The following is a 23,348-nucleotide window of genomic DNA, read 5'->3' on the forward strand; positions in this document are numbered from 1 at the left end:
CTCCAGCGCCATCTCCGACGGCACCGGCGCTCCCACGGTCGGTCTGCAGGGGCAGGAGCTGCTGGTCTCCACCGCCAACTCCGCCGACGAGATCGGCACTTCGGAGGTCAACGCCGATCTGGCCCTGCGCACCCCGGTCGACGTCGCCGCCGGCGAATACCACTCCACCATCACGCTGTCGCTGTTCAACCAGTCCTGACCGGGCGGGTCCGCACCAGTCCCGTCCAGGACGATGTGACGCAGGGTTAGGAAATCCTGACGTAGCGGATTGTTGACCGGGCGGTCAATCAGGCAGACCGTCAGATAACAGGTCACCTCTCCCCGTACGGAGGCACGGATGGATCTCACGAGATCGTTGTCCGACGTCGTCGCCCTCGTCGCCGGGCTGGTCGCGGTGCTCGCACCGTTCTTCTGGGCCGACGCCCAGGCGGCCACGCAACCACTGCTCATCCTCGGCGCCCTGCTCGTCGTCTCCGCCCTGTGGTCCATCCTGGGCGCGGGCGGCGCCAGCTCCTGGGTGACCGCGGCGTTCGGCGCTCTGCTGCTCGTCTCTCCCTGGGCGTTCGGCTTCGACGGCGACTCCGCCTCTGCGTGGACCGCCTGGATCACCGGCGGCGTCACCGTCATCGTCGGTCTGCTGACCGTCCTGCAGGTGCGCGGCCGCACGACCGTCGCCGCCTGACTCCCCTACCACCCCACCCACGCGTACGGCCCCGCCGCCCGTCGTCCCCCCGGCGACAGGCGGCGGGGCCGTACGTCTTTGCGTCCCTCCGGCTCGCACGGCCGGCACGGGGACGGCGTGCGACAGGGCGGTGGCGGTGCGACGACAGGGGATGGCGGAGACAGGGGGCCTCACCTGCGCGGGGACCAGAGTCGCGCTTATCACTCCACAGGCGGCATGTCGCCCCTTGACTTTGGCGCGATCTCCACTCAGTCTGTTGCGCATAGCGCTTCCTGTTCCACCTTACGAAACTGGGAAACCCTCGCATGATTCCTGCGTGCCCCCTCGCCGCCCTGCCCAGGGGTGAGGCCCTCCGAATCGAGACAGATCCCCCGATCGCCGTCTTCCACACAGAGGACGGTGAACTGTACGCGGTGGACGACACCTGTACGCACCAGGACGCGTCGCTCGCGGACGGGTGGCTGGAAGGGTGCGAGGTGGAGTGCCCCCTGCACGCGTCGCGCTTCGACCTGCGCACGGGCCAGGTGGACGCTCCTCCCGCGAAGCTGCCGGTGCGCACCCACCAGGTGGTGGTCCAGGACGAGACCGTCTACGTCGTGCCGTCGGACCTGCCGCCGAACCTGCCGCCCGGCGTCCGCACCGGTTCGGCCTGAGACGCCGTGAGGGTGTCGTGAAAGCCGTGAGGATGTCGTGAAATCGGTCGCTGTCGTCGGCGCGTCGCTCGCCGGGCTGTCGGCGGCCCGCGCGCTGCGCGCCCAGGGCTTCGAAGGGCGCCTGACGATCGTCGGGGCCGAGCCGCACCGCCCCTACGACCGTCCCCCGCTGTCCAAGGAGTTCCTCACCGGGCAGATGACGACGGCCGATCTCGCCCTGGAGGGCGACGACGAGGACCTCGGCGCCGAGTGGCGGCTGGGCGTCGCCGCCACCGGCCTCGACCGGGGGCGGTCGCTGCGCGTCGCGCTCGCCGACGGCTCCGCGGTCGAGGCCGACGGCGTGGTCATCGCCACCGGCGCGGTCGCCCGCACCCTCGGGGGTGGTCTCGCCGGCGTGCACACGCTGCGCACGATCGACGACGCGGCGGCCCTGCGGGCCGACCTCGGCGCCGCCCGGCGGCTCGTGGTGATCGGGGCCGGGTTCATCGGCGCGGAGGTCGCCTGCGTCGCCCGCACGCTCGGCCTCGACGTGACGATCGTCGAGGCCGCGCCCGCGCCGTTCGCCCGCGCGCTCGGGCCCGAGATGGGCACCGCGCTCGCCGGGCTGCACGAGGACAACGGCGTGCGCCTCATCTGCGGCGCCGCCGTACGCGGCCTGACGGGCGAGGGCCGCGTCGACGGCGTGCTGCTCGACGACGGACGCCGCCTGGACGCCGACGTGGTGCTCGTCGGCATCGGCGCGCGGCCGGTCGTGGAGTGGCTCGACGGCAGCGGGGTGCTGCTCGGCGACGGCGTCGTCTGCGACGCGGGCGGCGCGACGAACGTGCCGGGAGTCGTCGCGGTCGGCGACTGCGCCGCCTGGTTCGACCCCGCTCTCGGCGTCCACCTGCGCGTGGAGCACTGGACCGGCGCCGCCCGGCGTCCCGCGACGGCCGCGCGGACGCTGCTGTCCGGCGGCGCGTCCGTGCCGGACACGCTCGCGCCGCCCTACCTGTGGTCCGACCAGTACGGCATGCGGGTGCAGTTCGCCGGGCACACGCTGCCGGGAGACGAGGTGAGCGTCGAGGAGGGCGACCTCGCGTCCCGGCGTTTCCTGGCCGTCTACCGGCGGGAGGGCCGCACGGTCGCGGTGCTCGGCGTCGACCAGCCGCGCTCGTTCCCCCGGTGGCGGCGCCGCGTGAACGAGCCCGCCGGGGCGCGATGAGCGCCGTCACCCACCGTGGCCGAGACGGTGGCTGATGTCGGCGGCGCCCGCGACGAGCACGGGCGCGAGCTCGTGCATGCGCTCCTCGCTGAACCGGTAGGCCGGGCCGGAGGCGCTGACGGCGGCCACCACCTCGCCCTCGTGGGAGCGGATGGGCGCGGCGATGGCGTTCAGCCCGATCTCGTACTCCTCCACGGTGACCGCGTAGCCCTGCCGCAGCGCCTCGGCGAGCTGCCGGCGCAGCTCGCCCGCGTCGGTCACCGTGGCCGGGGTGAAGCGCTCCAGCCCGGCGGCGGCGATGAGCCGTTCGCGGCGCCGCTCGTCGAGGTGGGCGAGCAGGACCTTGCCGCTCGACGTGGCGTGCAGGGGGGTGGGCTGGCCCACCCAGTTGTGGGCGGTGACGGCCGCCTGGCCGCGCACCTGGTCGAGGTTGATGGCGTAGTGGGACCGCGCGACGGCGATGTTGACGGTCTCGCCGATCTCCTCGGCGAGACGCCGGCACACCGGGCGGCTCTGCTGGACGAGGTCGAGCCGCGCGGCCACCCCGGCGGCGAGCCGGACGATGCCGAAGCCGAGGCGATATTTGCCGCGGTCTTCGGCCTGCTCGGCCAGGCCGCGCGACTCAAGGGCGCCGAGAAGCCGGAACGCGGTGGACTTGTGGACGCCGATCTCCGCCGCGACCTCGCTCACGCCGGCCTCGCCGCGCTGGGAGAGGATCTCCAGGATCGTGACGGCCCGGTCCACCGACTGGACGCCGCCGCTCCCCTCGGACCTCGCGTCGGACCTCGCGGCGGTCTCGTCGCCCCCCGTGAGATCGGGGTCCGGCGCGTGACGTTGCGAATGCTGCACTCTATTGCGCATATCAATATCATCCTGCCCGGGAGGCGGACATGTATGACTTTGTCATCGTCGGTGGTGGATCAGCGGGGAGCGCGCTCGCGAACCGGCTGTCGGCCGACCCCTCGAACCGCGTGCTCGTGCTGGAGGCGGGCCGTCCCGACTACCTGTGGGACGTGTTCATCCACATGCCCGCGGCGCTGATGTTCCCCATCGGCAGCCGGTTCTACGACTGGAAGTACGAGTCCGAGCCCGAGCCCTACATGCACGGCCGGCGGATCTACCACGCCCGCGGGAAGGTCCTCGGCGGGTCGAGCAGCATCAACGGCATGATCTTCCAGCGCGGCAACCCGATGGACTACGAGCGCTGGGGCGCCGATCCGGGCATGGAGACCTGGGACTTCGCGCACTGCCTGCCGTACTTCAAGCGGATGGAGAACTGCCTGGCCGCCGACCCGTCCGACCCGATGCGCGGGCACGACGGGCCGCTGGTGCTGGAGCGCGGCCCGGCGAAGAACCCGCTGTTCAAGGCGTTCTTCGAGGCCGTGCAGCAGGCGGGCTACCCGCTGACCGACGACGTGAACGGCTACCGCCAGGAGGGCTTCGCGCCGTTCGACCGCAACCTGCGCCGCGGGCGCCGCCTGTCGGCCGCCCGGGCCTACCTCCACCCCGTGATGGACCGCCCGAACCTCACGGTCAAGACCCGGGCGTTCGTCACGAAGATCCTGTTCGAGGGCAAGCGCGCGGTCGGCGTCGAGTTCGACGGCAAGCGGGTGCGGGCCGGGGAGGTCATCCTCTGCGGCGGCGCGATCAACTCCCCGCAGCTCCTGCAGCTGTCCGGCGTGGGCGACGCCGACCACCTGAAGGCGCACGGCATCGACGTGGTCCACGACCTGCCCGGCGTGGGCGAGAACCTCCAGGACCACCTGGAGGTCTACATCCAGTACGCCTGCAAGCAGCCGGTGTCGATGCAGCCCGCGATGAAGTGGCGCAACCGGCCGATGGTCGGCGCCCAGTGGCTGTTCCTGCGCAAGGGCCCCGGCGCGACCAACCACTTCGAGGCCGGCGGCTTCGTGCGCGGCAACGAGGACGTCGACTACCCCAACCTGATGTTCCACTTCCTGCCCGTCGCCGTACGGTACGACGGCAGCGCGCCGGCCGGCGGGCACGGCTACCAGGTGCACATCGGGCCGATGTACTCCGACGCCCGCGGCTCCGTGAAGATCAAGAGCGCCGACCCCCGGGTGAAGCCCGCGCTGCGGTTCAACTACCTGTCCACCGACCAGGACCGCCGCGAGTGGGTCGAGGCCGTACGAGTGGCCCGCGACATCCTCAACCAGCCCGCCATGGACGCGTTCAACGGCGGCGAGCTGTCGCCCGGCCTTGAGGTCGAGACCGACGAGCAGATCCTCGACTGGGTGGCCAAGGACGGCGAGACCGCGCTGCACCCCTCCTGCACGGCCAAGATGGGCGTGGACGAGATGTCCGTGGTCGACCCGCTGACGATGCGAGTGCACGGCCTGGAGGGCCTGCGGGTCGTGGACGCCTCGGTCATGCCGTACGTGACGAACGGCAACATCTACGCGCCCGTGATGATGGTCGCGGAGAAGGCGGCCGACCTGATCCTCGGTAACACTCCCCTGGCCCCCGAGCCGGTGGAGTTCTACCGGCACAGGAAGGACGCCTGAGATGAAGGACCTGCACATCGGCGGGGAGTGGCGCGACGCTGCCGAGGGCGGCCGGCGCGAGATCCACTGCCCGGCCGACGGGCGGCACGTGGCCACGGTCGCGGAGGCCACCCGCGCCGACACCGAGGCCGCGATCGCGGCGGCCCGGCGGGCGTTCGACGATGGCCCGTGGCCGCGTACGCCGGAGCGGGAGCGCGGGGCGCTGCTGCTGCGGGTGGCCGCTCTGCTGGAGCGCGACAAGGCCGAGATCGCGCGGGCGGAGTCGCTGGACACCGGCAAGCGCCTGGTGGAAAGCGAGTATGACGTCGACGACGTGATCGCGTGTTTCCGCTACTTCGGCGGGATCGCGGGCACGGACGCGGGCCGGGTGGTCGACACCGGGCGCGCCGACGCGATCAGCCGGGTGGTGTACGAGCCGGTCGGCGTCTGCGGCCTGATCACGCCGTGGAACTACCCGCTGCTGCAGACCTCCTGGAAGGTGGCGCCCGCGCTGGTGGCCGGGAACACCTTCGTGCTCAAGCCGAGCGAGCTGACCCCGTCGACCGCGATCCTGCTGATGCGGCTGCTGGAGGAGGCGGGCCTGCCCCCGGGCGTGGGCAACCTCGTGCTCGGGGCCGGCGCGGAGGCGGGCGCGCCGCTGGCCGAGCACCCGGACGTCGACCTGGTCTCGTTCACCGGCGGGCCGGCGACGGGCCGGTGGATCATGGCCGCCGCCGCGCGGACGGTCAAGCGGGTCGCCCTGGAGCTGGGCGGCAAGAACCCCAACATCGTCTTCGCCGACGCGGACTTCGACACCGCGGTCGACTTCGCCGTGACCGCCGTCTTCCTGCACTCGGGGCAGGTCTGCTCGGCCGGTGCGCGGCTGCTGGTGGAGGACTCCATCCACGAGAAGTTCGTGGACGCGGTGGTGCGCCGGGCCGAGCGGATCAGGCTGGGCGGGCCGTTCGACCCCGAGGCCGAGACCGGGCCGCTGATCTCTGCCGCGCATCTGGCCAAGGTCGAGGCGTACGTCGAGGCGGGGATCGCCGAGGGCGCGAAACTGCGCTGCGGCGGGCGGCGGCTGGAGGGCGAGGGCTACTTCTTCCCGCCGACCGTGCTGGACGGCTGCCACCGCGACATGCGGGTCGTCCGGGAGGAGTCGTTCGGGCCGGTGCTGACGGTGGAGCGGTTCTCCGGTGAGGACGAGGCCGTCGCGCTGGGCAACGACACCGACTATGGCCTCGCCGGGGCCGTGTGGACGACCGACGCGGGCAAGGCGCAGCGGGTGGCCGCCCGGCTGCGGCACGGCACCGTGTGGATCAACGACTATCACCCCTATGTGCCGCAGGCGGAGTGGGGCGGGTTCAAGCAGTCGGGCGTCGGCCGGGAGCTCGGCCCGACCGGCCTGAACGAATACCGCGAGATCAAGCACATCTGGCAGAACACCGGTCCCCGCCCCCAGCACTGGTTCCGCCCCTGAGTCAGGCGCCGTACGCGGCGAGGAACTCCCCGATGCGCGCGTCCATCTCGGGCGGGGCCGCGAGGGGCAGGGTGTGATGGGTGGCCCCGGGCAGCACGGCCGTCTCCACCTGCGGCAGCAGCGCCGCGGCGGAGGCGGCCACCCGGCCGATGTCGTGCGCCCTGCTGCGCTCGGCCGGCAGGAGCAGCACCGGAAGCCGTAGCGCCCGCAGCGCCTCCGGGCCGGGACGCGGCCCGGTCAGCGGCCGGGCGGCCGGGAAGGCGGCGGCCAGGTCGTAGAGGCGCAGCCACGTCCCGTCGAGCGCCGCGTGCCCCGTCTCCCAGCCGAGGAACGCGCGGCGCCGCCGTACGGTCGGGTGGAGCAGCATCGGCAGGGCGCGCAGCAGGTAGCGGCGGGAGAACCCGGCGAAGCAGTTGGTCGGATCGACCAGCACCAGGGCCCGCACCCTGCCGGGCGCGTGCCCCGCGTGATGGAGCGCGTAGTGGAGTGCGCTCCACGCGCCGTAGGAATGGCCGCACAGAAACACCCGTGAGGCGCCGAGCCCGTCGAGCACGGCGTCGAGCCAGGCCATCTGGTCGCCGAGTTTCCGGATCGGCCGCTCGCCGGCGACGCTGCGGCCCGCGTCGCCGACGGTGTCGACCGCGTGCACGCGGTAGGCCGTGCCGAGCGCCGTCGCCGTACCGGACCAGACGGTCGAGGTGGTCCCGCCTCCGTGCAGGAGGACCACCGGCGGCGCGCCCGCGGGGCCGACGGAGTTGACGTGGGTCGTGCCGTACGGCGTGCGGATCTCCGCCTGCTCGGTGGAGGCGGGCCAGCGCGCCGCCAGGACGGCGTCGTAGGCCGCGAGAAACCCGTCGTCGGCGCTCGTCATGCCTGCCCCTCACAATGTCTCGCTAAGCAATAATCTCGTTGAACGAGATAATAGGAGTGGGTCATGTCGGGTGGGCACGAGGGTCCGGAGATGGAGATCTTCCATCTGCTGCGGGCGGTCACGGTGGAATACGGCCTGCGGCAGGCGGAGTTCGCGGCCGAGCACGGCATGCACGTCACCGACGTGCGGGCGCTCATCTGCCTGCTCGACGCGGAGCGGGCCGGGATCGACGCCACGGCAGGCTTCCTCGGCGCCGGGCTTGGCCTCAACTCGGCGGGCACTACGGGGGTCGTCGACCGGCTCGAACGGCTCGGCCTGGTCAGCCGGGTCCGCGACGTCAAGGACCGGCGGCGGGTCCTGCTGAGAGTCGAAGACCGCGCCAAGGAACTGGGGTGGCGCCACTTCGGGCCGCTCATCGACACGGCGGTCACGGTCCTGTCCGGTTTCGACGAACGGGAGACGGCCGCAGTGCGCCACTTCCTCCGTACGACGCTCGACGCGTTGCGGACGTGAAGGCGCATGCTGGGGGCATGGACGTGTCCGTACGCTTCTCGCCCGAGCTGTGGATCTTCCTCGCGCCGCGCAACCGGCGGCCCGAGGTGGCCGTGCCGTACGACGGGACGTCCTCGCTCGGCCACCTGATCGAGTCGGCGGGCGTGCCGCTGACCGAGGCCGGCACATTCCTGGCGGGTGGCCGCCCGGTCGAGCGGTCATATCGGCCGGGCCCGGACGAGGTGGTGGAGGTGCCGCCCGTGCCCAGGCCGCAGGCCGTGCCCTGCTGCCGGTTCGTCCTCGACGTCCACCTGGGGACGCTGGCGCGGCGGCTGCGCCTGGTCGGCCTGGACACCGCCTATCGCAACGACATGGACGACGACGCCCTGATCGAGCAGGCAAACGCCGAAGACCGGGTGCTGCTCACGCAGGACCGGGGCATCCTGCGGCGCCGGTCGCTGCGGCACGGCGCGTACGTGCGCGGGGCCAGGCCGGACGACCAGTTCCTCGACGTGCTCGACCGCTTCCGGCCGCCGCTGGCCCCGTGGACCCGATGCACGGCCTGCAACGGGCGGCTCGCCCCGGTCGGCAAGGCCGAGGTGGAGGACGCGCTTGAGCCCGGCACGCGGCGCAGCTATGACGAGTTCGCCCGCTGCCTCGACTGCGGCCGGATCTACTGGCGGGGCGCCCACGGCGGCGACCTCGCGGCCGTCGTCGGCCGCGCCCTCCACGCCGTACGTGCCGGTCAGCGGTCATGAGTTGCGTCTCCCGTAAGGGGAGACGCGAGGGGGGGGGCATGGACGGCGACACGCTCTATTCGATCGGTGAGCTGGCACGGCGGACCGGGCTGACGGTCAAGGCCGTCCGGTTCTACGCCGACCGCGGGATCGTGCCGCCCACCGGCCGCAGCCCGGCCGGCCACCGCCTCTACGACGCCGACGCCGCCGCCCGGCTCGAGCTCGTACGGACCCTGCGCGACCTGGGGATCGACCTGCCCACGATCCGGCGGGTCCTCGACCGGGAGCTGTCCCTGGCCCAGGTCGCGGCGGCGCACGCCGAGGCGCTGGCGACGCAGATCCGGGTGCTGCGCCTGCGGCGCGCGGTGGCGACGGCGGTGGCACGGCGCGGCTCCACCCCAGAGGAGATGGATCTCATGCACAGACTCGCCAGGCTTTCCGCAGACGAACGGCGACGCCTGATCGACGGCTTCCTCGACGCCGCGTTCGGCGGCCTGGACGCGGACCTGACCGGAGTCAGGCGCACGATGACCCCCGAGCTGCCCGACGACCCCGAGGACGAGCAGGTCGAGGCGTGGATCGAGCTGGCCGGGCTGGCCCGCGACCCGGAGTTCGGCGCGCTCATGCGACGCCTGGCCGAACAGATCGTGGCCGACCAGGGCCGGGGGAACGTCCCACGCCCGGACGCGGTGGCGATCGTGCGCGACCACGTCGCCCCCGCGTTGGCCGCCGGCGCCGACCCCGCCTCACCGCAGGCCGCCGCGATCGTCGCCGCCGCGACCGCGCGGTACGCCTCCCTCGTCGGCCGGCCGGACGACGCCGCCCTCCGGCACCGGCTCCTGGCTCTGGTCGACACCGCCCGGGACCCGCGTCGCCAGACGTACGTCCGGCTGCTCGCCGTGGTCAACGGCTGGCCGCCCCCGGACGACCCGACCCGCGCCCTCACCTGGTTCGCCGACGCCCTGCGCGCTTCGTGAGACACGCCCCGGCCCCTCCTGCGAAGATCACTCCGATATGTCGCCGCGCGCTCCGGAGTGTCCGCCATGACCGATGGCCGCCCAGCCTTCACCGAGGTGTTCGCCCACTACCGCGAGCTGCTGCGGAAGGAGCCGTGGCTGGAGACGGCCATCTGCTGGACGGTCGTCGTCCCGCACGAGCCCAGGCCGTTCTCCATCACCGGCATCGGAGCGCTGGTCAGCGGCGGAACCCCGCACGAGGTGCACGAGGCCGCCCCGCTGGAGGCCCTCCCCTTCCTCGACGGGGTCCATCCGATGTCGGTGGCGCCCGTGGGCCCGGCCGTGATGCTGTTCGAGAACAACGGAATCCTGGGCACCCAGCCCCACGTGCTGCGGCGGCTCAGCCGCGACGCACGGGTGTGCGGCGTCTACTGGAACGTGGAGGGCGACAACAGGCTGAACTACGCGGCCGGCGGTCGAGTGCTGGCCTCCCTCGACGCGATGTTCTGGGACGAGTGGACCGGCGACGACATCGCGGTGCTCGAACCCGAGCTGCGCGCCATGACCGAGCTGCCGGCCGGGGACGAGGACGACTGGCAGGCCGCCGCGATGGCCGTGGTCGAGCTGGTGACGGGGGTGCGGCTCACCGCCGAATGGCTGTCAGGGACGCATCCCTACCTCACCTTCCAGTGGCCCCTCGCGACGGAGCCGCCCGCGCCCGAGGAGCTCGCCGAACATCGCAACGACCCGGAGGTGCGGCTGAGGGACGCGGTCGAGGCCGCGCCGGAGTCGCGGCAGTTCGCCGCGCTCGCGCACCTGGCCGAGCTGCTCGCCGACCGGTTCCGCCTGGGCGGGTTCCCCGTCGTACGGGACGTATTGGCCGACCTCGCGTCGGGGCGGCGTGCCGGGGCGCAGCGAGTCGGAGAACTGGCCGAACGGCTCGTGGCGCCGCTGGCCCAGGAAGTCTTCCACGACGACGAGGAGGACGGGGAGGAGAACAGCGCGGACGACCTGTCGTTCGAGCAGGACCCGGCATGGCAGCGGATGCAGGCGGGGATCGCCCTGCAGATCGCCGCCCGCGGCCCGAAGGGCGCCGCCCTGACGGCCGTCGACATTCCGATGGTGTTCGACGCCTACCATCACGCCGGTCTGGCCCTGGGCGACGACTGGCCGGCGGCCCGCGAGACCCTCCGCCAGATCCTGTCCGCCACGGACGCCTGAACACCGCAGCCTCACGATCCGTTTGCCTTCGCCGGGTCGGCGACCAGCCCACCGATGACCGCGAACACCGCACCGATCGCCGCCATGTACAGCCCAGGGCCGACGCTGCTGCCATGAACGCCGACGACGACGCCGGAAGCTGCCGACCCCACCTGTCGTCATCGACCAACTGTGCCAACGTTCCAATTCAGGGGGTAGGCGCGGACGAGTGCCAGGCCCGGCGCACCGTGGCCTCATCCGGCCGACGTCGGCTGTGGGCGACCAGGCCGGCCGGCAGGGCGTACATGGCAGGGGGATCAGGCGATGGTGGCCTTCCAGCGGCCGCGCTGTAGGTGGATCGTCCCGTCTGGGCTGATGCGCACCTGAGCGCCGTACAAAGGCAGCGCGCCGTGCTGGAGCCAGTAGTCGCGGACTCGGTCCAGCTCGTCCCACAGGCGACGGGGACCCGCCTGGTGCACCACAGGCGGCTCCTGGCCCGCCTGCTCGGCCCGCGCCCACGACCCGTCAGCGTGCACCATCACCGCCGTCCGCACGCCGCCGTCCTCGGCGAAGTCGTGCTCGATGCTCGGCGCCAGGATCTCCAGCATCGACCGCACCTCCCACGACTCCTTGACGTCGAGCACAGGGAAGCGTGCCCGGGACACCTGCTCGCCCTCGGCGGTCCGCGCGACCTCGATGAGTTCGGTAAGGCCGGGCGGGTAGTCCGCCCCGGACCTGGTCGTCATGAACATCGCCCAGTCACGGGCGACCTGCCCGGCGGCTCCGCCGTCGTCGGTCTTGTCGGCCACCACGATGAGCGAGGTTTTCGCGACCGTGGTGACCAGCCGGCCGCCCGGCCGCAGCGCTTTCAGCCAGCCGGCCGGGATCGGGCGTACGGACACCATGGCGACGATCCGGTCGAACGTCCCGGGCAGCGGGCCGGTGGCGTCGACCGTGGCGATCGTCGGGTGGAGACCGGCGGCGTCCAGCCGCTCGGCGGCCGTCTTCGTGAGGTAGCCGTCGACGTCCACGCTCGTGACCCGAGGGTCGCCGAGCAGGGCGGTGAGGAGCCCGGCTCCGTACCCGGTGCCGGTGCCGACGTCGAGCACGTCGAGTCCGGGATGGATGCGGGCGTGGCCGAACATGCTCAGCACGAGGCTGGGGAGGGTCGAGGACGACGTCGGCAGCCCGCGCGGCCGGTCCTCCGGCGCAGCGTGGTCGGCGTGCAGAGGCCCGATCCGCGTGATCAGTGTGCGGTTGGAGTATGCCGCGCGCATCCACTGCTCGGGGTCGGCCGGGCCGTTCTGGAGCGTCATGCCGCCCGGGCCGGGCGCCCACCAGCGGGGCACGAGCAGATGCCGCGGCACCTCGCTGACCGGGGCACGCCACCGCGAGGCGGGATGCGTGACCCGGTCGGCCAGGGCTCGCGCGTGCGGGATCCAGTCCATGCCGTTCATTCTCCGCCGGAGGCGGGGTTGCACTCCGGCGCGTGACGTGCGGGGCTGGGTCGTGTCCAGGCCGGTCTCGCCGTCGTTGATGGTCGGACAGGCGACCAGGCCGTCGTACGCGGCCCGGCATCACGAGGTCGTGACGCCGCCCACGCGGCGCAGTGCCTCGGGTGTCAGGTCCTTGAGGGTGGGGTAGCCGTCGACGGCCATGATGAGGTCCGCTTCGGCCAGGATGGAGCGCAGCACGTGCACGACGCCGCCGACGCCGCCGATCGCGAGCGCGTACGCGTAGGGGCGGCCGATCCCCACCGCCGTGGCGCCCAGCGCCAGCGCCTTGACGACGTCGGCGCCGCTGCGCACACCCGAGTCGAACAGGACCGGCAGCCCGTCGGCGGCCTCGACCACGCCGGGCAGGCAGTCCAGGGCGGGCAGTCCTCCGTTGGCCTGCCGTCCGCCGTGGTTGGAACAGTAGATCGCGTCCACGCCGTGGTCCTTGGCGCGGCGGACGTCCTCGGGATGGCAGATGCCCTTGAGCATCAGCGGCAGCCGGGTCCGCGCGCGCAGCCAGTCGAGGTCGTCCCATCTGAACGGTCCGCCGAAGATCGGCATTGTGCGTACGAACGCCTCGGTGGCGTCCTCGCCGGGACGCAGTCCCCGCCGGAACACGGGGTCGCTGGTGTAGTTGCTCAGGCATCCGCCGGGCACCTGCGGATAGTTCGATCCGCGCAGGTCGCGGGGCCGCCAGCCGGTGACCCAGGTGTCCAGGGTGACGGCGATGCCCTTGAACCCCGCCTCCTCGGCCCGGTGCACCAGGCTCTCGGCGAGATCCCGATCGGGCGGCGTGTAGAGCTGGAAGAAGCCGGGTGTGCCGCCGAGCTCCGCGGCGACGTCCTCCATCGGGTCGGCGGACAGCGTCGCCGCGAAGAACGGGACGTGCGTGCGAGCGGAGGCCCGTGCGCAGGCGAGGTCGCCGTGGCCGTCCTGGGCGCACACCCCGATCACCCCGATGGGCGCCATGAACACCGGCGAGGGCAGCCGTGTCCCGCACAACTCGATCGACATGTCGCGCTCGGCGGGCGCGACGAGCATGCGCGGATACAGGCCCCAGTGTGTGAACGCCTCGCGGTTGGCCCGCTGGGTGTGCTCGTCACCGGCGCCGCCCGCCACGTACGCCCAGATCTTCGGCGGCATCGCGGCCGACGCCCGTTTTTCCAGCTCCGCGAAGGTCATCGGATAGGGCGGCTGATGGCCGGTCTGCCCCTGGGCGTACAGCTCGTCCTGATACTTCGCGAAGCTCATACGGGCGCGTTACCCCCGGCAGGGTGCGCTACCCGAGCCGGGCGGCAAGCGACGGCCAACTATGCGGAAAAGAGCCGAAGAGCGGAACCGCCCAGGCCCGTCCCGGTCAGGAGGCGCGGGGGTAGGTGGTGAGCGCCTTCGCGAACCAGTCGATCGTGCGGCGCAGGCCGGCGACGGGATCGATCCGCGGACGCCAGCCGAGCCGCTCCTCCGCGAGCGAGGTGTCGGGACGGCGGACGGCGGGGTCGTCCACCGGCCGCTCGACATATCGGATCGGGGAGGACGAGCCCGTCAGGTCGCGGATCGTCTCCGCCAGCTCCGTCATCGACATCTCGGCCGGGTTGCCGATGTTCACCGGCCCGGCGAAGTCACTGTCCGCCAGCGCGAGCACGCCGTCGATCGTGTCGTCCACGTAGCAGATCGACCGCGTCTGGCTGCCGTCACCGGTCACGGTGATCGGCTCGCCGAGCAGCGCCTGCCGGATGAACGTGGGGATCGCCCGGCCGTCGTGGGGCCGCATCCGCGGGCCGTACGTGTTGAAGATCCGCACGATCCCGGTGTCGGCGCCCCGCGAGTTGCGGTAGGCCGTGGTCAGCGACTCGGCGAACCGCTTGGCCTCGTCGTACACGCTGCGCGGCCCGACCGGATTGACGTTGCCCCAGTATGTCTCCTTCTGTGGGTGTTCCAGCGGGTCGCCGTACACCTCGCTGGTGGAGGCGAGGACGAACCGCGCGCCCTTCTCGGCGGCGAGGCCGAGGGCGTGCAGCGTCCCCATGCTGCCGACCTTCAGCGTCTCGATCGGATGGCGCAGATAGTCGGCGGGCGACGCGGCCGAGGCGAAGTGCAGCACCAGGTCGACCTGGCCCGGCACGTGGACGAAGCCGGTGAGGTCGCACTCCACGAGCCGGAACGCCGGCCGCCCGATGAGGTGCTCCACGTTGCGCGGCGACCCGGTGAGGAAGTTGTCCAGGCAGACGACCGCGGCACCGCGCTCCAGCAGGCGTTCGCACAGGTAGGAGCCGAGAAACCCGGCTCCCCCGGTGACCACGACACGGGAATCGTTCACCGCACCCCCACTCCTCGCAACTTCCCGACCGCGTCGAGCACCTCGGGCACCCCGATTTCGAGCAGTCCCTCCGACGGCCGGTCGCCGTGCGGGTCGCCCCTGCGTCCCGCCCACAGCGCGATGTACGGGCCGTCCGGCGGCGGCCCCCACAAGGCGGGCGGCACCGGGCCGTACAGGATGACCGCGGGCGTGCCGACGGCGACGGCCAGGTGCGACACGCCCGTGTCGCCGCAGACGACGAGCGCCGCGTGCGCCGTCAGCGCGGCGAGCTCGGGCAGGCTCGTACGGCCGGCCAGCACGCACTCCTCCGGCAGGCCGGCGAGCTGGGCGACGTGCCGGGCGAGCGCGGCCTCGGTCACGCCGCCGGTGACGACGACCCGGTGGTCCTGACCGGCCAGTTCGGCCGCCACCTGGGCGAAGCGGTCCGGCGGCCACTGCCGCGCCCGGAACGCCGCCCCCGGGTGGATGACCACCACGCCGCCGGCGAGGGGGCTCGGCCCGGGGTCGCCCAGCGCGAGGTCTTCCGGGTCGGCCGCGATGCCGTGCCACTCCAGCAGGGAGCACCACCGCCGCCTCTCGTGCGTCTCCGGCTCCCAGGGCGGCCCGTCCGTGCCCGGCACCAGGTGGTGGGCGTGCGTGAGCAGGCGGCCCGGCCGGGTGCGGCGCAGCGCCTGGATGCTCTCCGGGCCGCTGCCGTGCAGGTTGACCGCGACGTCCGGGGATCCGTACGGCACCGGCCCGGGGCCGGACACGTCGAGCAGCTCGTCGACGCCGCCGATCAGCGGCAGCAGCCCGCCGAGGTAGGCCGGGGCGGCCAGCACGAAGCGGTGCTCGGGGTGGGCCCGGCGCAGCGCGCGCAGGGCGGGCACCGAGGCGAGCAGGTCGCCGAGGCCGAGCCCGCGCAGGGCGAGCAGGACCGGTCTTCGCGCGTGTTCTAGGGCCATGACGTCTCCGTCGAGGCGCACACGACCATCTCCCTGACCTCGCAGCCCTGCGGCTGGCCGAGCGCGAACAGGATCGCCGAGGCGACGTCCTCCGGCTGGTTGAGCCGGGCGTCGGGGCCGGGTTTGTACTGGTCGGGGCGGTCGTCGAAGAAGTTCGTCCGCATGCCGCCGGGGATCAGCAGGGTCACCCCCACCTGCCCGGCCAGTTCGGCCGCCAGGGCCCGGGTGAAGCCCACGACGCCGAACTTCGAGGCGCAGTAGGCCGTCGCGTCGCTGAGCGCCCGCACTCCGAGCGTGGAGGCGACGGTGACGACCTTTCCTCCCGACCGGCGCAGGTGGGGCAGGGCCGCCCGGACCACCGCGGCGGTCCCGAGCAGGTTGACCGCGATCACGCGTTCCCACTGCTCGGCGGCCACGTCCTCAAGCCGTCCGCAGGCGTCGACGCCTGCCGCCGTCACGACGCCGTCGAGCCCGCCCGCCCGCTCGGCGAGCTCGTGCACGGCACGCTCGGCCTGCTCACGGTCGGCCAGGTCGGCCCGCACGTGGTCGAACCCGCCGTCCGGCTCGTTGACGTCCACGATCAGCGGCCGTCCGCCGGCCTTGGCGACCGCCATGACGGTGGCCCGGCCCAGGCCGGACGCACCACCGGTGATCAACACGTTTCCCACCATCAGGGTCCCTTTCGGTAAGAGGTCACGAGGCGGCCCGGGCGGCGGCGATCAGGTCCGTGGTGGAGTAGCCGGGCACGGTCGGCAGGATGACGATTTCCCCGCCGGTCCGGCGCACGGCCTCGGCCTCCGGCATCGACCGCTCGTCGTAGTCGCCGCCCTTCACCCACACGTCCGGGCACAGGCGCTCGATGACCTGCGACGGCGTGTCCTCGTCGAAGACCGTCACCGCGTCCACGCAGCCGAGCGCGCGCAGCACCTCGACCCGGTCGCGCTCGCTCACCAGCGGCCTGCCCGGCCCCTTGAGCCGCCGGATCGAGTCGTCGGAGTTCACGCAGACCACCAGGGCGTCTCCTAAGGCCCGGGCCCGCCGCAGCAGGCTCACGTGCCCGGCGTGCAGCAGGTCGAAGCAGCCACCGGTGGCGATCAGGCGGCCCCCCGCGGCGCGTACGGCACCGGCAACGTCGAAGGCGGACGCGCCGGGCCCGAACGGCACCGGCGGCTCCGTCGCAGGACAGTGCCGCCCGGAGCGGTACTGCCCGGAGTGATCCTGGCCGGAGTGATCCTGGCCGGAGTGATCCTGGCCGGAGTGATCCTGGCCGGAGTGATCCTGGCCGGAGTGATCCTGGCCGGACCGATACCGGCCCGACCGATACCGGCCGGAGTGGTGCAGGCGCAGCGCGGCGGCCCCGCCCTCCTCCACGAACCTGGTGGCCTCGCCGACCGCGCGGGCGACGGCGTCCTCGGATGACGCGCCGTCCGCGAGAGCGAGCGCCGCCGCCGCGGCGAAGCGGTCGCCCGCGCCGCAGGCGTCCGTGCCCGACGCGACGTGCGGGGCGGGGACCGGCCCGAACCTGCCGCCGCGGCGGGCCAGCATCGCCCCGCGCTCCCCCAGGGTGATCGCCACGGCCTCGGCACCGAGGTCGCGCACCAGCCTGCGGGCGGTGCGTTCCGGCGAGACGTACGGCTCCTCGCACATGCCGCGGGCCTCGGCCTCACTGGGCGTGACCAGAGCGCATCCCGGCACGGGCAGCGACCCCCGGGGATGGGGGTCCCAGACGAGCGGCACGTCGAGCCCGCGCAGCGGCTCACGCAGCAGGTCGGCCACGCCGCGCCCGTAGTCGGCGACCAGCACCGCGCTCGCCGCCGCAAGGGCTCCGGCCGCGCGGGCGAACGCGGAGGCGGAGGCGACCTGGCCCGGCCGGCCCATCGCCCGCCCGTCGCCGGTGTCGATCCTGACCAGCGTCTGCCCGCGGGCGCGCACCCGCGACTTGCGCACGGTCGTGCCGCGCAGCGGCAGCCGTACGATCTCGACCATGGGCGACAGCAGGTCCTCCAGGCAGCGGCCGGAGGGGTCGTCGCCCAATGCGGTGATCAGCACCACGCGCGTGCCGTCGCGGGCGGCCAGCAGCGCCGCGAGCCCCGCGCCGCCCGGCCGGTGGTGCTCCGCCTGCCCCTCCACGACGGGGACGGGGGCGTCGGGGCACAGCCGGTCGGCGGTGCCCTCGACGTCGACGTCGAGCAGGGAGTCGCCGACGATGACGAGTGGTCCGCTCACGTGACCGCCTTCTCGATCACGTCACAGAGCATGTGGATCACCGTGAGATGCACCTCCTGGATGGTCGCGGTGTCGCCCGCGGGCACGGTCAGGGCCTCGTCGCACAGCTCGGCGAGCGGGTTCGGCCCGGGGCCGGTCAGCGCCCAGGTCGTCAGGCCGCACTCGCGGCCGGCCTCGGCCGCCTCGGTCACGTTGCGGCTCGTCCCGCTGGTCGACAGGCACATCAGCACGTCGCCGGGGCGGCCGTGCGCCCGCACCTGCCGCGCGTACAGCTCGGCCATGCCGAAGTCGTTGCCGATGGCGGTCAGCGACGAGGTGTCGCCGTGCAGGGGGATGGCGGCGTACGGCCGCCGGTCGGCGCGGTAGCGCCCGACCAGTTCGGCGGTCAGGTGCTGCGCCTCGGCGGCCGAGCCGCCGTTGCCGCAGGCGAGCAGCCGCCCGCCGCCGCTCAGCACCGCCGCGAGCTTGTAGCCCCACGCGTGGATCTTGGGCGTCTCCGGGTCCACCGCCGTCAGCGCGGTGCTCAGCCGGGCCAGATGAGGATGCATCGCTCAGCCTCCCGCGGCGGCGAGGGTGCCCAGGCACCCGCCGGCCAGGTTTCGGTAGACGGACTCGGTCTGCTCGGCGATCCTCGGCCAGCCAAAGCGGGCGGCGGCCCGCCGGGCCCCGGCGGCCGACAGCGCCGCCCGCAGCCGCGGCCGGGTCAGCAGGTCGCAGAGCGCGCGGGACAGCGCACGCGGCCGCCGTGGCGGCACGAGCACGCCGCATCCCGCGACGGTGTCGAGATGGCCGCCGACCGCCGAGGCGATCACCGGCACCCCGCAGGCCAGGGCCTCCAGGGGCACCATGCCGAACGGCTCGTACCACGGGACGGTCACCAGGACGTCCGCGGAGCGCATGAGGGCGGGGACGCCTGCCCGGCTCACGCTGCCGATCAGCCGCACCCGGTCGCCGACGCCGAGGCCGTCGGCGAGCGTGCGCAGCCGCGCGCTCTCGTCATCGCCCGGGTCGCCGCCCGCGATGACGAGCTCGGCGCCGGGCACGTGGCGCATGGCCCGCACGACGGTGTCCACTCCCTTGCGGGGCACCATGCGGCCGATGCTCAGCACCCGGGGCCGGTCGCCGCGCGGGGCGGCCGGGCCGTCCGGGCGGAACACGCCGAGGTCGACGCCGCACGGCACGACCGCGATCCGGTCACGCGGCACGCCCATCGCGACGAGTTCGCGCACCTCGTCGGAGCAGGTCGCGATGACCGCGACCGCCCGGCGGCCGATGTCGCGCTCGATCGCGGGCCGGCTCGGCGGGCTGGGGTCGGCCTCGCCCTGCCAGCGCCGCTTCACGGTGCCGAGCGCGTGGTAGGTCTGCACGACCGGGATCCCGAGAGGCTCCGCCGCCGCCAGCGTGGCCAGCCCGCTCATCCAGAAGTGCGCGTGCGCCACGTCGGGCGGCTCGGCCTTCCACCGGCGGGCCAGGTGCGCGCCGAACTCGGGCATGTGCGGCAGCAGCTCGTCCTTGGGCAGCGGCTCCGCCGGCCCGGCCGGCACATGCTCGACGGTGACGCCGGGCGCCATGGGGACGGCGTCCGGCTGGCCGGGGGAGGTGCGCCGGGTGTGCACGACGACCTCGTTGCCGCGTTCGGCCAGGGCCAGGGCCAGGGCGGCGACATGCACGTTCTGCCCGCCGGCGTCCACCCCGCCGAGGGTCGCCAGCGGGCTGGCGTGCTCCGACACCAGGGCGATCCTCATGGCACCCTCTCCTTCACCGCCTCTTCGGGCGGCATGACCTCCCCGGCCGGCATGAGGCGGCGCACCGCTCGGGCCACCTGCTCGCCACCGACCGAGGCCAGGCACGGATGGCCGGGCACGGGGCAGATCCGCGCCCTGCTCCCCCGGCAGGGGGCGTCCTGGTCGCCGAGCACCACCGTGGGCACGCCGTACGGCGCCCAGCGGGCGGCGGGCACGACCGGCGCGAACAGGCTGACCACGGGCGTGCCGACGGCCGCCGCGAGATGGGCGGGGCCGGTGTTGGCGGCGACCACCGCCGACGCCCCCGCCAGCACGGCGGCGAGTTCCGCGAACGTGGTCGCCCCGCCCAGATCGATCGCGGAGCCGGTGCCGATCACGGACCCAGAGACGAGGGCGGATCCGGAGACGAGCGCGGTCAGCGCCCGCTCGCCGGGGCTGCCGGTGACGACGACCCGCTCGCCCGCGGCCAGCAGCGCCTCGACCGCCTCCGCCCAGCGCTCGGCGGGCCACGCCCTCGCCGGCGCGGTCGTGCCGGGATGCACCACCACATAACCGGGCGGGCCGGTGAGGTGCTGCACATCCGGCAGCGGACCGCGCACGGCGAGCCGCCCGTCGTCGCCCGGCGGGAGGTCGAAGCCGGCGGCGCGGGCGAGGCCGAGCATCCGCTCGGGCTCGGGGACGTGCACGCTCTCGTCCACGACGTGCCGCACGTCGAGCAGGGAACCGGGATAGTCCTCGCTGATCGCGGCGATCCGCGGCACTCCGGCCAGCCGGAGCAGCAGGGCCGTGGGCAGCGCCGACTGGTGGAAGGACGTGAAGACGACGGCCACGTCCGGGCCGACCGCACGGACCTGCTCCACCAGGCGAGCCGCGTGCTCGGAGGTCATCGGCACCGGGTCGGCGTCGATCCACGGGGCCCGCCATTCCAGCACGCGGCCGACGCCGGGCAGCAGTTCGGCCGCGGCCCTGCCGTACGGACCGGCGAGCAGCACGACCTCCCGCGCCCCGGCGGCGATCGCGCGCACGGCGGGCCCCGCGAGCAGCACGTCGCCCGCGTTGTCGGGCCGCACCACCAGAGCGGTCCCGATCACGAGCGCCTCCCCGTCCGGACCGCGATCTCGCCCCTGATCCGGTGCGCGCAGGCCACCGGAGGGATGACCACGCTGGTCACGGCCATGCGCGCGATCTCCTCCGGCGTACGCGGCCCGGGGGCGATGCGCACCCGGGCGAACTCGGCGGTGAGGCCGAGCCAGGCCAGCCCCGCGACGGCGGCCAGGCGCCTGCGACGCCCCCCGGCGGCGGCGAGCGCGAGCAGGCCCATGCCGGTGGTGAGGGCGTGCCGCCCGAGCCTGCCGCCGTGGCCGCCGATGGCCGCCCGCCAGCCGGGGCCGTGCAGGTGCCGCATGAGCGCGTCCGAGGCGTTGCCGCGCTGGAAACGCACGCTGGACCAGAAGCCGTCGTCACGCACGGGGTGACGGGTCAGCCGCTCCCCCTTGACCAGGGAGAATCCCGCCCGCTCGACGCGCAGCGCGAGGTCGGCGTCCTCCCGGTAGGCCCCGGGGAAACGCTCGTCGAAGCCGCCGGCCGCCTCCAGGGCGGTTCTGCGGTAGGCCATGTCGGCGGTGATCCAGTCGGCGCCGGCCAGCCCGGCGGTGTTGCGTTCCGCGTCGGTCGGACGACGGCCAGGCGGCAGCGGCACCTCCAGCCGCCCCTGGCTCCCGCCGACGTCCTGGGGCAGGCGGGCGAGGTCCTCCGTCAGCGTGCGGACCCACCCGGGGCCCGGCACCACGTCGTCGTCCAGGAACACCACCCACGGCGTCGCTGCGGCCCGCCATCCCACGTTGCGCGCGGCGGCCGGGCCCCGCCCGCCCGACCTGAGCACGCGTACGCGGCCGGGCACCGGCAGCGGCTCCAGGCCATCCCCCGGCCGGTCGTCCACGACGACGATCTCGGGGCCGGGGCCGACGGCCGCGAGCGTGGCGGCCAGGCTCTCACGCCCGATCGTCGGGATCACGACCGTGACGGCCGGTCCCGCCTCTTGGCGCGGCTCCTTGGTGGAAGCCGGGTTCGTCTCCCGGGTCAGCTCGGTCGTCATCCGGCGAACACCGCCCCCCTGCGCACGACGTACGGACCGAGGACGAGCACGTCCACCGGGGCAGAGCCGAAGCACTCCAGCGCGTCGCGGGGGTCGTCCGCCATCGGGCGGCCGACCGTGTTGAGGCTCGTGTTGACCACCACGGGCAGCCCGGTGCGCGCCTCGAACTCCTCCAGCAGCCGGGCCAGCAGCGGGTCTCGGCCGCGCTCGACCGTCTGGATCCGGGCCGTGCCGTCGACGTGCACGACGGCGGGGATGCGGTCGCGCCACTCCGGCCGCACGTCGTGGACGAACAGCATGTGCGGGCTCGGCACCGGGCCCCTGCCGAAGATCATCGAGGCGCGTTCCGCCAGCACCATCGGGGCGATGGGGCGGAACTGCTCGCGGCCCTTCACGTCGTTGAGCCGCTCGGTGTTGCGGGGGTTGCCCGGGTGGGCGAGCAGCGATCGGCGGCCGAGCGCGCGCGGGCCATACTCGGCACGCCCCTGGAACCAGGCGATCACGCGGTCGGCCGCGAGCTCGGCGGCGACGGTCGCGGCGAGGTCGGCGGGCCGCTCGTACGGCACCCGCGCGACGTCGAGCCACGCCCCCAGCTCCTCGTCCGTCCAGCTCCGCCCGAGGTCGGCGCCGGGCATCGGCCTGACGGGGTCGCCGCCGGCCTGAGCGAGGTGCAGCGCTCCCCCGAGCGCGGTGCCCGAGTCGCCCGCGGCGGGCTGCACCCACACCTCCTCGAACGGGCCCTCGGCGAACAGGCGGGTGTTGGCCACGCAGTTGAGCGCCACACCCCCGGCCATCGTGAGACAGCGGTCTCCGGTGCGCTCGTGCAGCCATCTCGCCAGGTCGAGCAGCACTTCTTCGAGCCGGATCTGCACGCTCGCGGCGAGGTCGGCGTGGTCGGCCGTCCACTTCTCGCCCTTGCCGAGCGCCTTGGCGTACACGCTCCAGTCGATCCGCTCGACCCGGAAGCCGCCGTCGCCCGTGGCGTAGATGAGGTCGCGCATCTCGCGCAGGAAGCGCGGCTCGCCGTATGAGGCGAGGGCCATCACCTTGTATTCGTCGCTGGAGCGCAGGAAACCGAGGTGCTGGGTGAGGTCCTCGTACATCAGCCCGAGGGAGTGCGGCAGCGCCTGGCTCGCCAGGACGGTCAGCTCGCCGTCCCGGTAGTGCCCGGCCAGGTGCGAGACGGCCTCGCCGCGGCCGTCGCAGACCAGCACCGCCGACTCACGATGGGGCGCGGCCAGCCCGGCCGAAGCCGCGTGCGCGATGTGGTGGGGGACGAACCGCACCTGGGCGGCGTCGAGACCGGGCAGCGCGGTGGCGAGAAAGGTGGGGGCGCGGCGTGCGTAGGCGGTGCGCAGGTCCTCCCAGTGCCCGTCCTGCCCCGGTCCGCCGGGCACCACGAGCTCGGGGTCGTAGGAGTAGGCGACGCCGTCGAGGTCCTCGGGCCGCAGACCGGCCTGTTCGAGACACCAGGCGGCGGCCAGCTCCGGCAGCTCCCAGGCGGAGAACGGCACCGGGCGCTTGCCGTGCTTGCGCCGGCTGAAGCGCTCTTCCTCTGCGGCGGCGATCACCTCGCCATCCACGACCAGCGCGGCGGCTGGATCATGGAATATCGCGTTTATCCCCAAGAACCGCATCGGTTTCCCTCCGTTGCGCAGTGGGGGTCTGGTTACCGAGAGAAGCGCTCCCAAACACTGTTTTGTAGAGAAGTCGACGTGAGTGGGTGATGCACTCAACAACTGTCAC

23 protein-coding genes are annotated in these 23,348 nt (G+C 73.6%); 10 read left to right on the plus strand and 13 right to left on the minus strand.

Annotation, left to right across the window (positions count from 1 at the left end; all coding sequences use genetic code 11):
• The 4 genes from FLV34_RS40500 to FLV34_RS17145 form a co-directional block, all read left to right on the plus strand.
• A partial coding sequence (locus FLV34_RS40500; RefSeq protein WP_222709539.1) for a hypothetical protein occupies window positions 1-199 on the plus strand: 199 nt, incomplete at its 5' end.
• A 138-nt stretch (window positions 200-337) separates the two neighbouring features.
• The gene (locus FLV34_RS17135; RefSeq protein ID WP_142648592.1) at window positions 338-682 is read left to right on the plus strand and encodes an SPW repeat protein; all 345 of its coding nucleotides are present in this window, start codon (window positions 338-340) and stop codon (window positions 680-682) included.
• A gap of 305 nt (window positions 683-987) precedes the next feature.
• Window positions 988-1,335 carry a bifunctional 3-phenylpropionate/cinnamic acid dioxygenase ferredoxin subunit gene (locus FLV34_RS17140; protein WP_142648591.1) on the plus strand — a complete coding sequence of 116 codons (348 nt, stop codon included), beginning with the start codon at window positions 988-990 and terminating at the stop codon, window positions 1,333-1,335.
• A 37-nt stretch (window positions 1,336-1,372) separates the two neighbouring features.
• A complete protein-coding gene (locus FLV34_RS17145; RefSeq protein ID WP_147943556.1) occupies window positions 1,373-2,539 on the plus strand; it encodes an NAD(P)/FAD-dependent oxidoreductase in 1,167 nt (388 codons plus the stop codon).
• 6 nt (window positions 2,540-2,545) lie between these two features.
• Here the strand turns inward: FLV34_RS17145 and FLV34_RS17150 are convergent, their stop codons facing one another.
• On the minus strand, window positions 2,546-3,400 hold the full coding sequence (locus FLV34_RS17150; protein ID WP_147943557.1) for an IclR family transcriptional regulator: 855 nt from the start codon (window positions 3,398-3,400) through the stop codon (window positions 2,546-2,548).
• A gap of 29 nt (window positions 3,401-3,429) precedes the next feature.
• Here FLV34_RS17150 and betA point away from each other — a divergent pair, with 29 nt between their 5' ends.
• Both betA and FLV34_RS17160 read left to right on the plus strand, forming a co-directional pair.
• Complete coding sequence (gene betA, locus FLV34_RS17155) at window positions 3,430-5,064, plus strand: choline dehydrogenase (protein WP_142648588.1); 1,635 nt, start codon at window positions 3,430-3,432, stop codon at window positions 5,062-5,064.
• 1 nt (window position 5,065) lies between these two features.
• Complete coding sequence (locus FLV34_RS17160) at window positions 5,066-6,523, plus strand: aldehyde dehydrogenase family protein (RefSeq protein ID WP_147943558.1); 1,458 nt, start codon at window positions 5,066-5,068, stop codon at window positions 6,521-6,523.
• Window position 6,524: 1 nt separating this feature from the next.
• Here FLV34_RS17160 and FLV34_RS17165 read toward each other — a convergent pair whose 3' ends face one another.
• The gene (locus FLV34_RS17165) at window positions 6,525-7,394 is read right to left on the minus strand and encodes an alpha/beta fold hydrolase (protein ID WP_147943559.1); all 870 of its coding nucleotides are present in this window, start codon (window positions 7,392-7,394) and stop codon (window positions 6,525-6,527) included.
• Between the two features lie 63 nt (window positions 7,395-7,457).
• On the opposite strand from FLV34_RS17165, the gene FLV34_RS17170 reads away from it, so the two are divergent.
• The 4 genes from FLV34_RS17170 to FLV34_RS17185 all read left to right on the plus strand — a co-directional run bounded on the left by FLV34_RS17170 (window position 7,458) and on the right by FLV34_RS17185 (window position 10,800).
• Window positions 7,458-7,907 carry a MarR family winged helix-turn-helix transcriptional regulator gene (locus FLV34_RS17170; protein WP_142648585.1) on the plus strand — a complete coding sequence of 150 codons (450 nt, stop codon included), beginning with the start codon at window positions 7,458-7,460 and terminating at the stop codon, window positions 7,905-7,907.
• Between the two features lie 17 nt (window positions 7,908-7,924).
• Window positions 7,925-8,644, plus strand: coding sequence for a Mut7-C RNAse domain-containing protein (locus tag FLV34_RS17175; protein WP_147943560.1), 720 nt, complete (start codon window positions 7,925-7,927; stop codon window positions 8,642-8,644).
• A 38-nt stretch (window positions 8,645-8,682) separates the two neighbouring features.
• Window positions 8,683-9,600: a MerR family transcriptional regulator gene (locus FLV34_RS17180; RefSeq protein WP_147943561.1), complete on the plus strand. Its 918-nt coding sequence runs from the start codon at window positions 8,683-8,685 to the stop codon at window positions 9,598-9,600.
• A 66-nt stretch (window positions 9,601-9,666) separates the two neighbouring features.
• Window positions 9,667-10,800, plus strand: a complete 1,134-nt coding sequence (locus FLV34_RS17185; protein WP_147943562.1) for a DUF6461 domain-containing protein — start codon at window positions 9,667-9,669, stop codon at window positions 10,798-10,800.
• Window positions 10,801-11,096: 296 nt separating this feature from the next.
• Here the strand turns inward: FLV34_RS17185 and FLV34_RS17190 are convergent, their stop codons facing one another.
• The 11 genes from FLV34_RS17190 to FLV34_RS17240 form a co-directional block, all read right to left on the minus strand.
• Entirely contained in the window at window positions 11,097-12,227 is a 1,131-nt protein-coding gene (locus FLV34_RS17190; RefSeq protein WP_147943563.1) for a methyltransferase domain-containing protein, read from the minus strand.
• A 129-nt stretch (window positions 12,228-12,356) separates the two neighbouring features.
• The gene (locus tag FLV34_RS17195) at window positions 12,357-13,526 is read right to left on the minus strand and encodes an alpha-hydroxy-acid oxidizing protein (RefSeq protein WP_142648581.1); all 1,170 of its coding nucleotides are present in this window, start codon (window positions 13,524-13,526) and stop codon (window positions 12,357-12,359) included.
• Between the two features lie 106 nt (window positions 13,527-13,632).
• Window positions 13,633-14,592 (minus strand): UDP-glucuronic acid decarboxylase family protein, encoded by a 960-nt coding sequence (locus FLV34_RS17200; protein ID WP_142648580.1) that lies wholly within the window; start codon window positions 14,590-14,592, stop codon window positions 13,633-13,635.
• Window positions 14,589-15,536, minus strand: coding sequence for a glycosyltransferase family 9 protein (locus tag FLV34_RS17205; RefSeq protein WP_147943564.1), 948 nt, complete (start codon window positions 15,534-15,536; stop codon window positions 14,589-14,591). Before FLV34_RS17205 ends, FLV34_RS17200 begins: the two co-directional genes overlap by 4 nt.
• Entirely contained in the window at window positions 15,527-16,207 is a 681-nt protein-coding gene (locus tag FLV34_RS17210; protein WP_142648578.1) for an SDR family oxidoreductase, read from the minus strand. Before FLV34_RS17210 ends, FLV34_RS17205 begins: the two co-directional genes overlap by 10 nt.
• Before the next feature lie 22 nt (window positions 16,208-16,229).
• Window positions 16,230-17,762 carry a PfkB family carbohydrate kinase gene (locus tag FLV34_RS42500; protein WP_147943565.1) on the minus strand — a complete coding sequence of 511 codons (1,533 nt, stop codon included), beginning with the start codon at window positions 17,760-17,762 and terminating at the stop codon, window positions 16,230-16,232.
• Window positions 17,759-18,310 (minus strand): SIS domain-containing protein, encoded by a 552-nt coding sequence (locus FLV34_RS17220; RefSeq protein WP_142648576.1) that lies wholly within the window; start codon window positions 18,308-18,310, stop codon window positions 17,759-17,761. Before FLV34_RS17220 ends, FLV34_RS42500 begins: the two co-directional genes overlap by 4 nt.
• Window positions 18,311-18,313: 3 nt before the next feature.
• Window positions 18,314-19,507, minus strand: coding sequence for a glycosyltransferase (locus FLV34_RS17225; RefSeq protein ID WP_147943566.1), 1,194 nt, complete (start codon window positions 19,505-19,507; stop codon window positions 18,314-18,316).
• Window positions 19,504-20,598, minus strand: a complete 1,095-nt coding sequence (locus tag FLV34_RS17230; protein WP_147943567.1) for a glycosyltransferase family 9 protein — start codon at window positions 20,596-20,598, stop codon at window positions 19,504-19,506. Before FLV34_RS17230 ends, FLV34_RS17225 begins: the two co-directional genes overlap by 4 nt.
• Window positions 20,595-21,602: a glycosyltransferase family 2 protein gene (locus FLV34_RS17235; RefSeq protein WP_147943568.1), complete on the minus strand. Its 1,008-nt coding sequence runs from the start codon at window positions 21,600-21,602 to the stop codon at window positions 20,595-20,597. Before FLV34_RS17235 ends, FLV34_RS17230 begins: the two co-directional genes overlap by 4 nt.
• Window positions 21,599-23,239, minus strand: a complete 1,641-nt coding sequence (locus FLV34_RS17240; RefSeq protein ID WP_147943569.1) for a carbamoyltransferase C-terminal domain-containing protein — start codon at window positions 23,237-23,239, stop codon at window positions 21,599-21,601. Before FLV34_RS17240 ends, FLV34_RS17235 begins: the two co-directional genes overlap by 4 nt.
• Window positions 23,240-23,348: the final 109 nt, after the last annotated feature.

Origin of the sequence: Microbispora sp. CSR-4, from assembly GCF_008033685.1 — a bacterium.
In the GTDB taxonomy this organism is placed as follows: Bacteria; Actinomycetota; Actinomycetes; order Streptosporangiales; family Streptosporangiaceae; genus Microbispora.

Coding starts and splice junctions, on each gene's coding strand:
- FLV34_RS17135 (WP_142648592.1), top strand. CDS start 338: ATGGATCTCACGAGATCGTTGTCCGACGTCGTCGCCCTCGTCGCCGGG.
- FLV34_RS17140 (WP_142648591.1), top strand. CDS start 988: ATGATTCCTGCGTGCCCCCTCGCCGCCCTGCCCAGGGGTGAGGCCCTC.
- FLV34_RS17150 (WP_147943557.1), bottom strand. CDS start 3,400: ATGCGCAATAGAGTGCAGCATTCGCAACGTCACGCGCCGGACCCCGAT.
- betA (WP_142648588.1), top strand. CDS start 3,430: ATGTATGACTTTGTCATCGTCGGTGGTGGATCAGCGGGGAGCGCGCTC.
- FLV34_RS17160 (WP_147943558.1), top strand. CDS start 5,066: ATGAAGGACCTGCACATCGGCGGGGAGTGGCGCGACGCTGCCGAGGGC.
- FLV34_RS17165 (WP_147943559.1), bottom strand. CDS start 7,394: ATGACGAGCGCCGACGACGGGTTTCTCGCGGCCTACGACGCCGTCCTG.
- FLV34_RS17170 (WP_142648585.1), top strand. CDS start 7,458: ATGTCGGGTGGGCACGAGGGTCCGGAGATGGAGATCTTCCATCTGCTG.
- FLV34_RS17175 (WP_147943560.1), top strand. CDS start 7,925: ATGGACGTGTCCGTACGCTTCTCGCCCGAGCTGTGGATCTTCCTCGCG.
- FLV34_RS17180 (WP_147943561.1), top strand. CDS start 8,683: ATGGACGGCGACACGCTCTATTCGATCGGTGAGCTGGCACGGCGGACC.
- FLV34_RS17185 (WP_147943562.1), top strand. CDS start 9,667: ATGACCGATGGCCGCCCAGCCTTCACCGAGGTGTTCGCCCACTACCGC.
- FLV34_RS17190 (WP_147943563.1), bottom strand. CDS start 12,227: ATGGACTGGATCCCGCACGCGCGAGCCCTGGCCGACCGGGTCACGCAT.
- FLV34_RS17195 (WP_142648581.1), bottom strand. CDS start 13,526: ATGAGCTTCGCGAAGTATCAGGACGAGCTGTACGCCCAGGGGCAGACC.
- FLV34_RS17205 (WP_147943564.1), bottom strand. CDS start 15,536: ATGGCCCTAGAACACGCGCGAAGACCGGTCCTGCTCGCCCTGCGCGGG.
- FLV34_RS17210 (WP_142648578.1), bottom strand. CDS start 16,207: ATGGTGGGAAACGTGTTGATCACCGGTGGTGCGTCCGGCCTGGGCCGG.
- FLV34_RS17220 (WP_142648576.1), bottom strand. CDS start 18,310: ATGCATCCTCATCTGGCCCGGCTGAGCACCGCGCTGACGGCGGTGGAC.
- FLV34_RS17225 (WP_147943566.1), bottom strand. CDS start 19,507: ATGAGGATCGCCCTGGTGTCGGAGCACGCCAGCCCGCTGGCGACCCTC.
- FLV34_RS17235 (WP_147943568.1), bottom strand. CDS start 21,602: ATGACGACCGAGCTGACCCGGGAGACGAACCCGGCTTCCACCAAGGAG.
- FLV34_RS17240 (WP_147943569.1), bottom strand. CDS start 23,239: ATGCGGTTCTTGGGGATAAACGCGATATTCCATGATCCAGCCGCCGCG.